16 protein-coding genes and 1 pseudogene are annotated in these 14,597 nt (G+C 66.4%); 9 read left to right on the forward strand and 8 right to left on the reverse strand.

The window, feature by feature from the left end; translation table 11 throughout:
* Positions 1-5: 5 nt before the first annotated feature.
* Positions 6-461: a GNAT family N-acetyltransferase gene (locus tag ACA097_RS25310; RefSeq protein WP_371366767.1), complete on the reverse strand. Its 456-nt coding sequence runs from the start codon at positions 459-461 to the stop codon at positions 6-8.
* 91 nt (positions 462-552) lie between these two features.
* Here ACA097_RS25310 and ACA097_RS25315 point away from each other — a divergent pair, with 91 nt between their 5' ends.
* The 3 genes from ACA097_RS25315 (at position 553) to ACA097_RS25325 (ending at position 3,342) form a co-directional block, all read left to right on the forward strand.
* A complete protein-coding gene (locus ACA097_RS25315) occupies positions 553-2,139 on the forward strand; it encodes a RimK family protein (protein WP_160287415.1) in 1,587 nt (528 codons plus the stop codon).
* Between the two features lie 16 nt (positions 2,140-2,155).
* Positions 2,156-3,103 (forward strand): magnesium transporter CorA family protein, encoded by a 948-nt coding sequence (locus ACA097_RS25320; protein ID WP_371366769.1) that lies wholly within the window; start codon positions 2,156-2,158, stop codon positions 3,101-3,103.
* Positions 3,104-3,186: 83 nt separating this feature from the next.
* A complete protein-coding gene (locus ACA097_RS25325) occupies positions 3,187-3,342 on the forward strand; it encodes a hypothetical protein (protein ID WP_156958038.1) in 156 nt (51 codons plus the stop codon).
* Positions 3,343-3,344: 2 nt separating this feature from the next.
* Here the strand turns inward: ACA097_RS25325 and ACA097_RS25330 are convergent, their stop codons facing one another.
* The 4 genes from ACA097_RS25330 to ACA097_RS25345 are packed head-to-tail and all read right to left on the reverse strand — an operon-like array spanning position 3,345 to position 5,886.
* Entirely contained in the window at positions 3,345-3,746 is a 402-nt protein-coding gene (locus ACA097_RS25330; protein ID WP_371366771.1) for a DoxX family protein, read from the reverse strand.
* A gap of 19 nt (positions 3,747-3,765) precedes the next feature.
* Positions 3,766-4,437, reverse strand: coding sequence for an alpha/beta hydrolase (locus ACA097_RS25335; RefSeq protein ID WP_371366773.1), 672 nt, complete (start codon positions 4,435-4,437; stop codon positions 3,766-3,768).
* Entirely contained in the window at positions 4,434-5,246 is an 813-nt protein-coding gene (locus tag ACA097_RS25340; RefSeq protein ID WP_371366775.1) for a class III extradiol ring-cleavage dioxygenase, read from the reverse strand. Before ACA097_RS25340 ends, ACA097_RS25335 begins: the two co-directional genes overlap by 4 nt.
* 10 nt (positions 5,247-5,256) lie before the next feature.
* The gene (locus tag ACA097_RS25345; RefSeq protein ID WP_371366777.1) at positions 5,257-5,886 is read right to left on the reverse strand and encodes an NADPH-dependent F420 reductase; all 630 of its coding nucleotides are present in this window, start codon (positions 5,884-5,886) and stop codon (positions 5,257-5,259) included.
* Between the two features lie 105 nt (positions 5,887-5,991).
* Here ACA097_RS25345 and ACA097_RS25350 point away from each other — a divergent pair, with 105 nt between their 5' ends.
* Both ACA097_RS25350 and ACA097_RS25355 read left to right on the forward strand, forming a co-directional pair.
* On the forward strand, positions 5,992-6,891 hold the full coding sequence (locus ACA097_RS25350) for a LysR family transcriptional regulator (protein WP_371366780.1): 900 nt from the start codon (positions 5,992-5,994) through the stop codon (positions 6,889-6,891).
* Between the two features lie 168 nt (positions 6,892-7,059).
* Entirely contained in the window at positions 7,060-7,857 is a 798-nt protein-coding gene (locus ACA097_RS25355; protein WP_371366782.1) for a substrate-binding periplasmic protein, read from the forward strand.
* 93 nt (positions 7,858-7,950) lie between these two features.
* On the opposite strand, the gene ACA097_RS25360 is transcribed toward ACA097_RS25355, so the two are convergent.
* On the reverse strand, positions 7,951-8,121 hold the full coding sequence (locus ACA097_RS25360; protein WP_167333371.1) for a hypothetical protein: 171 nt from the start codon (positions 8,119-8,121) through the stop codon (positions 7,951-7,953).
* 280 nt (positions 8,122-8,401) lie between these two features.
* Between ACA097_RS25360 and ACA097_RS25365 the strand changes: the two genes are divergently transcribed.
* A complete protein-coding gene (locus ACA097_RS25365; protein ID WP_043252965.1) occupies positions 8,402-8,611 on the forward strand; it encodes a cold-shock protein in 210 nt (69 codons plus the stop codon).
* A gap of 200 nt (positions 8,612-8,811) precedes the next feature.
* Here ACA097_RS25365 and ACA097_RS25370 read toward each other — a convergent pair.
* Together ACA097_RS25370 and ACA097_RS25375 are read right to left on the reverse strand one after the other, a co-directional pair.
* Positions 8,812-8,991, reverse strand: a pseudogene (locus tag ACA097_RS25370) (IS5/IS1182 family transposase); the annotation flags it as partial.
* Positions 8,992-9,109: 118 nt separating this feature from the next.
* Complete coding sequence (locus ACA097_RS25375; protein ID WP_371366784.1) at positions 9,110-9,859, reverse strand: class I SAM-dependent methyltransferase; 750 nt, start codon at positions 9,857-9,859, stop codon at positions 9,110-9,112.
* A gap of 280 nt (positions 9,860-10,139) precedes the next feature.
* Here ACA097_RS25375 and ACA097_RS25380 point away from each other — a divergent pair, with 280 nt between their 5' ends.
* Genes ACA097_RS25380 through ACA097_RS25390 form a run of 3 tightly spaced genes read left to right on the forward strand, consistent with a single transcriptional unit; the run spans position 10,140 to position 14,475 of the window.
* Positions 10,140-10,928, forward strand: coding sequence for a polysaccharide deacetylase family protein (locus tag ACA097_RS25380; RefSeq protein ID WP_371366786.1), 789 nt, complete (start codon positions 10,140-10,142; stop codon positions 10,926-10,928).
* Positions 10,925-12,187 carry a putative glycoside hydrolase gene (locus ACA097_RS25385; RefSeq protein ID WP_371366788.1) on the forward strand — a complete coding sequence of 421 codons (1,263 nt, stop codon included), beginning with the start codon at positions 10,925-10,927 and terminating at the stop codon, positions 12,185-12,187. The genes ACA097_RS25380 and ACA097_RS25385 overlap by 4 nt, the downstream gene beginning before the upstream one ends.
* The gene (locus ACA097_RS25390; protein ID WP_371366790.1) at positions 12,184-14,475 is read left to right on the forward strand and encodes an exo-beta-N-acetylmuramidase NamZ domain-containing protein; all 2,292 of its coding nucleotides are present in this window, start codon (positions 12,184-12,186) and stop codon (positions 14,473-14,475) included. The genes ACA097_RS25385 and ACA097_RS25390 overlap by 4 nt, the downstream gene beginning before the upstream one ends.
* Positions 14,476-14,597: the final 122 nt, after the last annotated feature.

Raw genomic sequence — 14,597 nt, forward strand, 5'->3', positions numbered from 1 at the left:
CCGAGTCAGGACGCCGGCAGCGCCTTTTCGTAGCGCCAGGCGTCCGCGCCGTCGGCGTAGTAGCCGGTGTGGCTGCCGAAGCGCCGGTAGCCGCGCCGCTCGTAGAGGCCGATGGCGGGGGCGTTGTCGATCCGCACTTCCAGGCGCAAGGCGCGGCAAGCGCGGTCATGGGCGCAGCGTTCAGCTTGTTCCAGCAGGCCGGCGCCCAGGCCCAGCCCGCGCGCGCCGGGCGTGATCGCCAGGGAGTACAGACGCGCCACATGGGTGTTCCGGCGGAACAGCACCAGCGCATATCCGAGCAATCCTTCCGCCGCTTCGGCGACGACCACTCGGGCGCTTTGACGCTGGAGCAGGGTGCGGAAACTGCGTTGGCTCAGGCGGTCGCCTGTGAAGGTCTGGTTTTCCACCTGCAGCAGTGCCGGAAGATCGGCTGAATTGGCAATTCGATATAAGAAGTCCATGGGTTCCCGTAAAGCTTGCGTAATGAACGAAGACATTTGTCGGCGATAGTGATTAATAGCAACACGTCACTTCTCGATGGGTACGAGACAGATGTCTTCGTTGCAAGCTAACTTCCGCGAAAGTTCCTCCGCAAGTCCTCTTGAAGCATTCGATAAAGTGCCACTGGTGAACAACCCGGAGCGCCGTTCAAGCCAGGTCCTGATCATTGTCGAACGCAAGGAAGACTGGTCTTCCTATTTGCCCAGCGAAGACATGCTGACGGCGCGGGAATACCTCGAACAATCGCCCAGTTGCGACAGCAGCAAGCGCGTGCAAGTCATCAACCTGTGCCGCAACTTCAAATACCTCGGCCATGGCTATTACTGCTCGCTGCTGGCCGAGGCGCGCGGGCACAAGGTGATCCCGTCGGTGCGGACCTTGAGCGAGCTGGCGCGCAAGTCGCTCTACGGCCTGGCCCTGGAAGACCTGGAACGGTCGCTGGAAAAGGCCCTGGGCAAGCATCCCTTTGCCACCGCCGAAGCCTTCACCCTCAGCCTGTACTTCGGCCGCACCGACCTGGAGCCGCTGCAGGACATCGCCCGGCAGCTGTTCGAGGCGTTTCCGTGCCCGATCCTGTTGGTGGAATTCCGCAAGGGCGACACCTGGCAGATCGCCGGGATTCGCCCCGGCTCGCTGCACAAGCTGCGCGAGAGCCAGGAAGACCAGTTCGCCAACGCCCTCGACGCCTTCAGCCGCAAGGTCTGGCGCGCGCCGCGCTCGCGGCACCTGGCGCGCTACGACCTGGCCATCCTGCACAACCCCGACGAGCGCCTCCCGCCGTCCAACGCCCGCGCGCTGGAGAACTTCATCCGCGTCGGCAAGGGCCTGGGCATCGACGTCGAGCTGATCGAGAAGAAGGACTACGCGCGGCTGGCCGAGTACGACGCGCTGCTGATCCGTGAGACCACGCGGGTCGAGGACCACACCTACCGCTTCGCCAAGAAGGCCGAGAACGAGGGGCTGATCGTCATGGACGACCCGACCTCGATCCTGCGCTGCACCAACAAGGTCTACCTGACCGACCTGCTGCGCAGCCACGGCCTGAGCATGCCGGCCACGGAGATCCTGTACCGCGACAACCCCCACGAGCTGGAAAAGGTCGGCGAGCGCCTGGGCTTCCCGCTGGTGCTGAAGATCCCCGACGGCTGCTTCTCGCGCGGCGTGATCAAGGTGGAAAACCCGCAGCAGCTGGCCGCCGCCAGCGCCGAGCTGTTCGAGCACTCGGTCCTGCTGCTGGCCCAGGAATTCCTCTTCACGCCCTACGACTGGCGTATCGGCGTGCTCGACCGCAAGCCGGTGTTCGCCTGCCAGTACTTCATGTCCAAGGGCCACTGGCAGATCGTCAATCACCGCGCGCAGGGGGCGGAAGTCATCGGCGAATGCCGCACCGTGCCCATCGACGAAGCCCCGCGCGAGGTGGTCGAGCTGGCGGTGAAGTCGGCCAGCCTGATCGGCGACGGCCTCTACGGGGTGGACCTCAAGGAAGTCGACGGCAAGGTCGTGGTGATCGAGGTGAACGACAACCCGAACCTGGACGCCGGCATCGAGGACGCCTGCCTGCAGGACGACCTCTACGCCCAGGTGCTGCAAGCCTTCATCAGCCGTCTCGAGGCCAAGCGCCGCGGACGGGCGAACTGAGCCGGGGACCGCGACGATGCGCCAGCGCCATGTGCTGTTGGAAGGCAAGTTGCTGCCCTGCGCCGACGAACAGGCGCCGATCCAGCTCTGCGTCGCCCCCGACGCGGCGGAGCGCGCCTGGCTGCAGGAGCGCTTCGGCCTGGATGGCCACGCCCTTGCCTCGGCGCTGGACCCGGACGAGGTGGCGCGCGTCGAGTTTCACGGCACGTCGCTGTTCGTCATCTGGCAGCGCCCGCAGAACTACACCGGCGGCGACAGCTTCGCCTTCGAGGTGTCGTCCTTCGGCATGTTGCTCGACGCACGCGGCCTGCTGCTGATCGCCAATTCCGACTCGCTGCTCGGCGGCCTGGCCGCGCGGCACGACCTGCGCCAGCCGCTGGATGTGTTGCTGGCGGTGCTGCTGGACAACATCCACCACTATCAAGGGCACCTGAAGGTGATCAAGTTGGTGGCGCGCGAACTGCAACAGCGTTTCAACCAGTCGATGCACAACAAGCACCTGCTGCAGATGTTCAATCTCAGCGAAAGCCTGGTGTATTACCTCAATGCCATCCAAAGCAACGGAAGTGTATTGACCCGCCTGCGCAATCACGCGGAAAAGTTGCACTTGAGCGAGCAGCAAGTTGCCTTGCTGGATGATTTGCTGATCGAGAACAACCAGTGTTTCAAGCAGGCGGAAATCTATTCTTCGGTTTGCGCCGGATTGATGGATGCTCGCGGCAACTTATTGAACAACAGCATGAATGAAATGCTGCGCAAGTTGACGCTGATAAACGTCGTCTTCCTGCCATTGAACCTGATCGCCGGCATTGGCGGCATGTCCGAATACAGCATGATGACCCACGCCATTCCCTGGTGGATTTCCTATCCGCTGTTCGTGCTCGCCCTGGCCCTGCTGGCCGGGCTGATGCTCCTGGCCTTGCGCCGCCTGCTCGCCAACGGGCCGCCGCGAACCACCGGCTGAAGCCGTTTCCCGCTCACCCCGCCAACCGTCCTGGCTGCGCTCACCGCGTGGCCAGCGCTGGCCATCGTCCTCAAGGAGATTCCATGGACTCGTTCGATATCGGCCTGACCATAGTCGTCGCCATAGTGGTGCTGGGCACCCTGATCAACTTCTTCGACCGCGGCTATCGCCCGGCGGACGTGCGCGAACCCACCGACTCGGCGAGCTCGCACAAGACCATGCGGACCAAGCGTCGCTAGGTTCAGTCGGCTTTGGCCGGCTTCAGCGCCAGGGCGCCGTCGCCCAGCAGGGCCACGACCAGCGCCGCGACAGCGAGGAACACCGGGTATTCCCAGCCGCCGTTCGGATTGGAGAAGCCCCAGCCGTTGCCGAAGTGCACGCTGGACGCGGCCAGCAATTGCACCACCGCCACGGCGCCGACCCAGCGGCCGTAGACGCCCAGGACCAGCATTGCGCCGCCGAGGATCTCGAAGGCGATCACCGGGTAGGCGAGGAAGCCGGGGAAGCCCACCGACTGGAAGAAACCGGCGGTGCCGGCCGGGGTGAACACCAGCAGCTTGGTCAGGCCGTGGGCCAGGAACATCACGCCGAGGGCGACGCGCAGCGCGAGGGCCGCGTAGGGAGCAGTACCGTTGTCGATCATGGTGGTCTCTCTTGGTGGGTTATTCGAGGGGCAGGGTGGCGCGCAGCCAGTCGGCGAGGTCGGCGACTTCTTCGGCGACGATTTCATGGCCCATGTCGTAGCGGTGCGAGCTGTGCCGTACCTGCAGGCGCTGCAGCCAGGCATCGGCGCGCTCGGCCCAGCTCGGCGGCAGCTTGTCGTCGTGGTGGCCGTGGGCGATGAACGCGGACAGCGAACGCAACGCCTCGGGCGCGGCGATGTGCGGCTCCAGCTCCGGCAGGATGCGTCCGCTGAGCAGCGCGAAACCGGCGACCAGATGCGGCGCGCTGAGGCCGACGCTGGCACTGAGAATGCCGCCCTGGCTGAAGCCGCCGATCACCGTCGGCACTTTCGGCAGCGCCTCGATGAAGCGCAGCAGCTGCACGCGGCTGGCGTCGGCCTGCTCGGCAACTATCACCGGCCCGTTGGCGGTGAAACTCACCTGGAACCAGGCGAAGCCTTGTGGGGCGATTTGCAGCGGCGCGCGCAGCAACAGCACTTCCAGGCCCTTGGGCAGATGCGGCGCCAGCGCGGCAAGGTTGCTCTCGTTGCCGCCCACACCGTGCAGCAGCAGTAGTCGCGCGCGGGGCTCGCCGACGGCGGATATGCGGCGGAACTGCAGGCCGGATTCGGGCTCCTGCTGCAAGGTGGCGAAGCTGGCGTTCGGGTTCATGCGGCTTGGCTCTCCGGGTTATCGGCGCTGCTGAAGAGGTAACTGTCCATGGCCAGCATGCCGTAGGCGACGCCGCCTTCGAGGATGCGCAGGCGATAGTCCTCGCCGGCCGCGCCCAGGGCCACGAACAGCGGAATCAGGTGCTCGTCGCTGGGGTGCGCGCGCTCGGCGGCGGGGGCCAGGCGGCGGTAGTCGAACAGGCTCGGCAGGTCATGCTCGGCCAGCGCTTCGGCGGTCCAGGCGGCAAAGCGGGTGACGTACTCCGCCGGGGCACCGTGGTGGCCGCGGAATTCGTAGAGATTGTGGGTCAGGCTGCCGGAGGCGAGCAGCAGCACGCCGGCTTCGCGCAGGGGGCGCAGGGCTTCGCCGAGCTTGAATGCGTTTTCCGGTAGCAGCGGCCAGGGCAGCGAGACCTGCACCACCGGTACATCGGCGGCCGGCATCAGGTGCAGCAGCGGCACCCAGGCGCCGTGGTCGAGGCCGCGCTGGGCGTCGGTCTCGGCTTGCCAGCCGGCATCGGCCAGCAGCTGCTGGATGCGCCCGGCCAGCTCGGGGCTGCCCGCCGCCGGGTATTGCAGGCGGTACAGCTCATCGGCGAAGCCGCCGAAGTCGTGGATGGTCTTGGGCGCGGCGCTGGCGCCGATGCGCACGCCGCCGCGGGTCATCCAGTGCGGCGAGATCACCACGATGGCGGTCGGGCGCGGCAGTTCGCGGCCCAGCTCGGCCAGGCGCGCACCGGCAATGCCGGGGTCGATGGCGAAGGTCGGCGCGCCATGGGAGACGAAGAGGACGGGGTAGGCGTTGTTCATGTCCGGGTGCTCACTTGTGCAGCCAGGCGGGGGCGATGGCGGTGCCCAGGCCGGCGCCGTAGCCGAGGTAGATGTTCAGGCCGGCCAGGGGCTCGAGGTAGCGGGCGTTGACCAGGCCGCCGGCGTCGACGGTGTCGAAGCCGAAGCTGTGGGCGAGGGCCATGGCGGTCTGCTTGGCGCGCTCGCTGTCGCTGGCGACGAACACGCTGCCGCGCTGGCCATCGGCGAAGGCCGGGCCGTCGGCCAGTACCTGGGCGAACAGGGTGTTGAAGGCCTTGACCAACTGCACCTGCGGCAGCGCGCGGGCGATCTCCTCGGCGGCGCTGGTGCTATGGCCAAGCGTCAGGCCCATGTAGTCGGGCGTCAGCGGGTTGGTGATGTCGATCACCACCTTGCCGCTCAGGTCGCCCAGGCTGCGCAGCGCCGGGAGCGCATCGGCGTAGGCCGTGGCGACGATCACCACGGCGCTGTCGCCCAGCGCCTGGTCGGCCGGGTAGGCCTCGACGTTCGGGTACTGCGCGGCGAGGGCGCGGGCCTTGTCCAGATCGCGGCCGGTGAGGCGGGTGTCATGCCCGGCCTGGGACAGGCGCAGCGCGAAGGCGCTGCCCATGTTGCCGGTGCCGATGAGGGTGATCTTCATGTCTGCCTCGCAAGGCTCGTTGACGATGAGACGTAGCCTATTGGGCGTTTCATGTGGGATAAACAGGCCTTGGTGTGACTCATAGTTCCGAAAAGTGAGACAAATATGGATCGTGCGCTGGAGATGCAGGTGTTCTGCACTGTGGTCGACAAAGGCAGCTTCACCGCGGCGGTGGACGCCCTGGGGATGTCCAAGGCGGCGGTATCGCGGCATGTCGGCGCTCTGGAAGAGCGCCTGGGCGCGCGCCTGCTGCAGCGCACGACGCGGCGCCTCTCGCTGACCGAGGCGGGGGGGCTGTTCTACCAGCAGGCGCGGGAAATCCTGGCGCTGCTCGATGTTGCCGAGGGCAGCGTGTTGTCCGGTGCCCAGGAGCCCAGCGGCACCTTGCGGGTGAACGTGCCGGTGAGCTTCGGCGTGCAGCACCTGGCGCCGCTGTGGGCCGGCTTCATCGCGGCGCACCCGAAGGTCGAGCTGGACATAGTGCTCAACGACCGCGTGGTCGACCTGGTGGACGAGGGCTACGACATGGCGGTGCGCATTGCCCGCCTGGAAAGCTCGTCGCTGATTGGCCGGCGCCTGGCCTCCACGCGCCTGCGCCTGTGCGCGGCGCCGACCTACCTGGCGGCGCATCCGCCGATCCTCGCCCCGGCGGACCTCATCGCGCACCAGGTGGTGGCCTACAGCAACTTCGCCAGCGGCAACGAGTGGCGCTTCGACGGCCCGGACGGACCGGTCAGCGTGCAGACCCGCGCCGCCGTGCGCTGCAACAACGGCGACAGCTGCCGGGCCATTGCCCTGAGCGGCGGCGGGGTAATCCTGCAACCCAGCTTCATGCTTCACGAAGACCTGCGCCGCGGCACCCTGGTGGAGATCCTCCCGCACTACCGCTCGCTCGATCTGGGCATCTACGCCGTCTATCCCTCGCGCAAGCACCTGGCGGCCAAGGTGCGCGCGCTGGTGGATTACCTGAGCGAGTGCCTGCGCGGCGCCGATTGGGGGGACTGAGCGGGCGAATATTCGGTGCCGCCGTCGCGTCGAGGGAGTTTCGTAATGGCACTTTGGAAAGCTATCCTTTCGGTCGCCCTATTCGGATGCTGCGCGAGCGCCTGATAGGCGCGCCGCCTTACAAGAATTCGCCGAAATCGCAGCGCAGGCCATTGTTCGGGACTCCCTATGCTTCGCCGATCCTTCGCCCGTTTTCCCCTGTTCGCCCGTGCCGGGCACTACAGCCGATTAGGCGTTGGCCTGTTGCTGCTGGCGCTGGCTGGCGTGGGCGCGGCGGCGGAGCGCGCGCCGCTGCGGGTGATGACCGACTACTGGCCGCCGTTCCGTATCGCCAGCGAAGGCGAGCGCATCACTGGCCTGGACATGGACCTGCTGGCCGAGCTCGAACGCCGCACCGGCCTGCATTTCGAAGTGCACCGCGCGCCCTGGGCACGCGGCCTGGCCGCCCTGCAGAGCGGCTCGGCAGACTTGATGACGGGCCTTGCGCGCACCGCCGAACGCGAGCACTACATCGACTACCTGGCCGAGCCTTACTACGCGTGCGCGCCGCGCCTGTACGCGACCAAGGACATGGCCGGGCAGGTCAACAGCTACGACGACCTTCGCACCCACACCATCGGCTACGTGCTGGAGTCGGCCTACTTCGAGCCCTTCGATTCGGACAAGAAGCTCAAGAAGTTCGGCGTGAGCAACGAAACCCAGCTGTTGCAGATGCTCACCCTGGGCCGCCTGCAACTGGTGATCGGCACCGACTGCCAGGTCGACTACGAACTGCGCGACCCGCAGCTGGCGCAACGCATCGCCAAGACCCGCTACCAGCCCGACAGCCGCACCGACCTCTACATCGGCTTCTCCCGCCAGCGCCCGTTGGGCTCCGAGCGCCAACTGATCGAAGCCGCCCTGCGGCAGATGCTCAGCGAAGGCTGGATGCAGCGTGCCGCCAGCCGCTACCAGCCCGGCCCCTAGTGTCGAAGGCGATCGCCGGATCGCGCTGAATGACGTGAATAAAAAAGGCCGTATCGATCGATACGGCCTTTTTCTACGGCACCCGCGGGAAACTCAGGCTTCGGGCTTCTTGGGCTTGGCGAGGGTGAATTCAGCCCGTTTGTACGGCTCCTTGCGGCCATACCTTCCTGATGGGATCTCCTGGATCTCACCGCCTTTCGACAGAAATGCTGAGATTTTCTTATCCAGCTCCGAACGTGCTTTGTTTGTCTCGAACTCGGACATTGGGTCACCTGAGGTGATGAGCCACCAGGCTGGTGGCTAGCGGTCACTATACGCAGCAAATGCGCGCAAAACCGACCATTCGACAGATTTATGCAGTTTCCTGAGAAATCGCTACCTATTCCGCGCCAAATCTGTATGCTTCGTGGCCTGCCTGCGGTTTAGCGGCACCGTTCGATGATTTGTCTTCACGATTCTCCATCTCTGCGGCCCTCTTCACTTCGCATACAGTCTCGCCACGCATGTCGCATGGCCTGATTCCTTCATTGATTGGAGATTCATCATGGCAACTCGCCAAACCGGTACCGTCAAATGGTTCAACGCTGACAAGGGCTTCGGCTTCATCACCCCGGAAAGCGGCCCGGACGTATTCGTCCACTTCCGCGCCATCGAAGGCACCGGCTACAAAACCCTGGATGAAGGCCAGCGCGTTTCCTTCAGCGTCACCAACGGCCAGAAAGGCCTGCAAGCTGATCAAGTACAAGTGATCTAAGCGCCTGCAACGAGAAAGCCCCGCCAATCAGACTGTGTGAAAACACGCTGTGAGCAAGGCTAATCAAACGCCCCGACTGGTTCGGGGCGTTTGCTTTTCTGAGGGTTCATCCCATCAGCTCAATCAGGCGACGCGCGCCGAATACCCACTGTTTCAGGTTACCGGAGGGGTGTTCGACGATCGCCCGGCGCTTGGCCATCATCTCCGGCCGGGCGTCCAACCTTGCTCGCCTGCGCCTTGCTGAAGCCAAGTCGCTGCAGATCCAGTCGCGCCACATAGGCCTCGATCACGCGGACCAGATGTTCTTCAGGGACCAACTCATCCAGCGACACCGGAAACAAGCTGCCCTGATCACGCCCTTCACCGCGGATATAGCCCATAAAAGACAATGCCCGTATCGATCGATACGGGCATTGTCTTGGGCTTGTGCTCAGACGGCTAGGTTTTCACACAGTCTGCAATGCGGGGCTTTTTTGTTTCTGGCGCAAGGCCGCGCGTTCAGCGCTTCACGCAGACGAACAAGGCATTCCCGGAAGCGCCGCCCCAAGGCGTGATTCGTTCGTAGTCGTGCTCGAAGACGTGCACCTCGAAATGCGGCTCCAACAGTGCCTGCATCTCGTCGAAGCCCAGTGCGACCATGGCGTGTTCGTCCTGCCAGCTCTGGGTCACGCCGGCCGTGGTCTTCTCGATGCTCAGACGCAGCGCCTGCCGCTCGCCCTCGCCGCAGTAATACCAGCCCGAACCGAAGGTGAACTGGCTGCCTTCGTGCTCCACGCTGTGGCGCACGAACGAGTCGTTGTCGATCAGCCGCTTGTCCACGCTGTTGAAACAGAACACGCCACCCTCGGCGAGCGCGCCATGCACGCTGGCCAGGCAATCCCGCAGCCGCTGCAGCCCAGCGTTGTAGTGGATCGAGTAGAGGAAGCAGGTGATCAGGTCCAGCGGCTCGTCTACGCGGAAACTGCCCATGTCCTGGCAGATGAACTGCGCCTCGGGGCAACGCTGCTGGGCGATGTCCAGCATCGGCTGGTTGATGTCCAACCCGGCGCTGGCGTAGCCGAAGTCGAAGTCGAGGAAGTGGCGCACATGCGGCCCGGTTCCACAGCCGAGGTCCAGGTGCCGACGCCCCGAATTGCCGAACAGCTGGTGCAATCGGCGCACACTGTGGCTCTGCGCCTGGTAGTCGATGTCGGCGCACATCAGGTCGTAGTAGGAAGACAGGTCGGTGTAGAGCGCGTTCGAGGACATAGGCAGCCAGCGGGGAGGGCGGAGGTTTCGGCGCGGCATGTTACCTCAGTCGCGCGCGCTGCCCTTCGAAAACAGACGACGTGGCCCTGTCTGACCCTGTGGCTGCTGGATGGGTTGAGGCACGAAACCCATGCGGTCGCGGTCGGGCTCTGCGAGGACCCGCCGCATCGATTCTTCGGGCAGCTTCAGTGCATTTCCTGCCCGGCTGGGCCATCGTTTTCACCCCCTGGCCGCGGACTATGCTCAAGGTATCCGCCTTTCCTTCCGGTCAGTGCAGCGCATGAAACTCCAGCGACGTTTCACCCGGCTGATGTGCTCGCTGGCCTTGCTGTTGCCGCTCGTAGCTCAAGCACGCCAGTTGCCCATCCTCGTGTACCACCGTTTCGCGCCCCAGGCCGTGGACAGCATGACCGTGCGCACCGAAGCCTTCGAGGCGCAGCTCGGGCTGATCGAGGTCGGCGGCTACCGGGTCATCCCGCTACGCCAGGTGGTGGACTATCTGGCCGGCCGGTCCCCCGCGCCGCCCCCGCGGTCGCTGGTGATCACCGTCGACGACGGCCACGAATCGGTGTTCCGGGTGATGTATCCGATCATCCAGCGCCGCCGGATTCCGGTGACCCTGTTCATCTATCCCTCGGCGATCAGCAACGCCAGCTATGCCATGACCTGGGCGCAGTTGGCCGAGCTGCGCGACAGCCAGCTGTTCGACATCCAGTCGCACACCTACTGGCACCCCAACTTCATGCGCGAGCGCCGGCGCCTGGACCCGGTGGCCTATGCACACCTGGTCGATGACCAACTGACGCGCTCGCGGGCCGTGCTCGAAAAGCGCCTGGGCCGCCCGGTCGACCTGCTGGCCTGGCCGTTCGGTCTGTGGGATGCCGAGCTGGAGCAGCACGCCGCGGCGGCCGGCTACGTAGCCGCCTTCACCCTGGATCATCGGCCGGTGCGCCAGGGGGACGACCTCATGGCCTTGCCGCGCTACCTGATAACCGACGCGGTGAATGCCAAGGCGTTCGCCGCGATCCTGCGCCTTGCGGACGACGACACGGAGGAGGGGAGACGATGAGGACCGCCTGCCGCGGGATATGCCTGGCATCGCTGCTGGTCCTGGCCGCGTCGGCGTACGCCGGTATCGCCGCCGTCGAAGTGCTGGACGACGCCACAGGGCGCCCGATTGCCGGGGCCAGTGTCACGGTGGGGGACCGTGAGGCGAAAACCGCCGCCGACGGCCGATTGTCCCTGGCCGCGCCGGCGCAGGCGCTGGGCATACGGGCGCCGGGCTACCAGCGGCAACAACTGCAGGACGACTCTCCGACGCCGCGCCAGCAAACCATCCGGCTCACGCCGTTCCATCCCAAGGCGCTCTACCTGTCGTACTACGGCATCGGCAGCCAGGCGCTGCGCGACGCTGCCCTGCGGCTCATTGGCAGCACCGAGCTCAATGCCCTGGTGATCGACGTCAAGGGCGACCGCGGCCGCATTCCCTACCGCAGCACGGTGCCACTGGCGGTAGAGAGCGGTGCGCAGAAGTCGATCACGGTGCGCGACATGCCCGCGCTGATTGGCCAATTGCATGCCCGCGGAATCTACCTGATAGCGCGAATAGTCGCGTTCAAGGACGACCCGCTGGCCCGCTTGCACCCGGAGTGGGGGGTGCATGTCCCGGACGGCGGGCTCTATGTCGACCGCGAGGGCCTGGCCTGGACCGACCCCTTCCGTCCCGAGGTGCGCGACTACGTGCTCGACGTGGCCGAGGAGGCCGCGCGTCTGGGGTTCGACGAGATCCAGTTCGACTACCTGCGCCTGCCGGACCACCCTGGCCTGGTCTTCGCCAAGCGCACCACGCTGGCCAACCGGGTCGAGGCGATCAACGGTTTCCTCGCCGAGGCCCGTGGCCGCCTGGCTCCGTATAATGTGTTCCTTTCCGCGGACATCTTCGGCTACGTGCTCTGGAACCTGGACGACACCGGCATCGGCCAGCGCCTGGAGGATATGGTGCAATACCTGGACTACCTGTCACCCATGCTTTACCCCTCCGGCTTCAAGTTCGGCATTCCCGGCTACAAGAACCCGGTGGCCGTTCCGCGCGAGATCGTCGAGCTCTCGCTGAAGAACGCCCGCCGCCGCACCGGTGTGTCGAGCCTGCGCTTCAGACCCTGGCTCCAGGCCTTTCGCGATTACGCCTTCGATCACCGTACCTTCGGCGCCGAACAGATTCGCGCGCAGATCGAAGGCGCCGAAGCCTTCGGCAGCGCCGGATGGATGCTCTGGAACCCGCGTAACGCCTATGGCCCAGACGGCCTGAAGGGGGAGGCGCAGCCATGAAGCGCTGGCTGCTGCTGGTCGCGCTGGTCTGCGCCGCGCCCGCCGTTGCCCGGGTGCCGGACCCGGCCGCGCTGCAGCGCATCGCCGGCATCGTGCAAGACGAGATCGCTGCTGGGCACCTGCCCGGCGCGGTGGTGCAGATCGGTGGCGAAAACGGCGTCTACTACCGCGCCGCCTATGGCGAACGGGAGGTACGCCCCGAGCACCTGCCGATGACCCCGGACACGATCTTCGACCTGGCCTCGCTCACCAAGGTGGTGGCCACCACCACCGCGATCATGCAGTTGTCGGAACGGGGTCGGCTCGACCTCGACGCGCCCGTCGCCCGCTACTGGCCGGCCTTCGCCGCGAACGGCAAGGCGCCGATCAGGGTGCGCGACCTGCTCACCCATTATTCCGGCCTGCCCGCCGACCTCGACCTGAGTCGCCCGTGGAAGGGCCGTTCGGCGGCGATCGAGCGGATCGTCGCGGTACGCCCCAGCGCTCCTCCCGGCGAGCGATACCTCTACAGCGACATCAATTTCGAGGTCCTGGGCGAACTGGTCGAGCGGGTCTCGGGCGAGCCCCTTGAGCGCTATTGCCAGGCCCATGTCTTCGCGCCGCTGGGCATGCGCGACAGCGGCTTCCTGCCGGCACCGTCGCCACGCATCGCGCCGACCGTGCGCGGCCGGCAGGGCGTGGTGCATGACCCGACCGCCTGGCGCATGGGCGGCGTGGCGGGCCACGCCGGGGTGTTCTCGAGCGCCGACGACCTGGCGCGTTTTGCCCGCATGCTGCTGGCCGGCGGTTCGCTGGACGGCGTGCGCGTGCTGAGCCGCGCAAGCGTCGAAGCCATGACCCTGCCGCAATCGCCGGCCGGCCAGGCGCGCCTGCGCGGCCTGGGCTGGGACATCGCGGCGCCCTTCGCCAGCGACCGCGACACCCTCGCGCCGGTCGGCGCCTATGGCCACACGGGCTTCACCGGGACCTCGCTGTGGATCGACCCGGTCGCCCGGCTCTACGTGATCCTGCTGAGCAATCGCGTCCACCCCGACGACGGCGGCGACGCAGGGCCGCTGCGCGAGCGGGTGGCCGAGGCGGTCGGCGCCGCGCTGGGGCCGCTCACCGATGCCGACATAGCCACTGCCAGGCCGGCGCTGGCCCGCTATGCGGCGGCCCGGCAAGTGGTCAGCAGCGGCCTGGACGTCCTCGCCGAAAGCGGTTTCGCGCCGCTGCGCGGGCTCAGGGTCGGGCTGATCACCAACCAGACCGGGATCGACCGCAAGGGCCGGCGCAACATCGACCTGCTGCGCGAGGCCCCGGGCGTGAAGCTGGTCGCGCTGTTCAGCCCGGAGCACGGCCTGTACGGCAAGCTCGACGAGAAAGTCGCCTCGGGCGCCGAGCCGTCCACTGGATTGCCGGTGTACAGCCTGTACGGGGAGACGCGCCGGCCGAGCGAGGCGATGCTCGCCGGCGTCGATGCCCTGGTGTTCGACATACAGGATGCCGGCGCGCGCTTCTACACCTATGGCACCACGCTTGCCTATGCCATGGAGGCGGCGGCTCGCAAGGGCATCCCGATCTGGGTACTGGACCGACCCGACCCGATCGGTGGGGCGCAGGTCCAGGGACCGATGCTCGATGCCGGGCGCACCTCCTTCACCGGCTACTGGCCGATCCCGGTCCGCCCCGGCATGACCCTCGGCGAGCTCGCCGGCTTCTACAACCAGGAGGCGGCGATCCATGCCGACCTGCACGTAGTCGCCATGCGCGGCTATTCGCGGCGCGACTGGTTCGACGACACGGGGCTGGCCTGGGTGAACCCGTCGCCGAACCTCAGGAGCCTCGGCCAGACGGCGCTCTATCCGGGTGTCGGCATGATCGAGGGGGCGAACATCAGCGTCGGCCGCGGCACCGACAGCCCCTTCGAGCAGGTCGGCGCGCCCTGGATCGACGGCCGCCAACTGGCCCGCTACCTGACGACGCGGTCGATCGCCGGAGCGAGCTTCTCCGCCGTGACCTTCACGCCCGACAGCGGCCCCTACCATGGCCAGGCCTGCCGGGGCGTGCGCATCAGCGTCAGCGATCGCAACGCGCTGGATTCGCCGGCCCTGGGCGTGGAACTGGCCGCCGCGCTGCATCGCCTGTATCCGGACAGGTTCCGCCTGGACGAAACCCTGGGCGGCATAGGATCGGCCACCGTTGTCGCGTCCATTCGGGCCGGCGCCGACCCGCGTGCGATAGCGGCCGACTGGCAGGGCGAGCTGGACGCCTTCCAGGCGCGCCGCGCGCGGTTCCTGCTGTATTGACCGGGCCTCTGACCGCGAGCGGATGAAGGCGTCGGGAGGCAGTTGATCGACATCAACAAGTGCAGGCAGCGCCTCGCCATACTGCGCTAGTGGCTGCTTCACGAAGCCATTCGATGAACTCA

This window comes from Pseudomonas sp. QL9 (assembly GCF_041409665.1).
Classification (GTDB): domain Bacteria; phylum Pseudomonadota; class Gammaproteobacteria; order Pseudomonadales; family Pseudomonadaceae; genus Pseudomonas; species Pseudomonas knackmussii.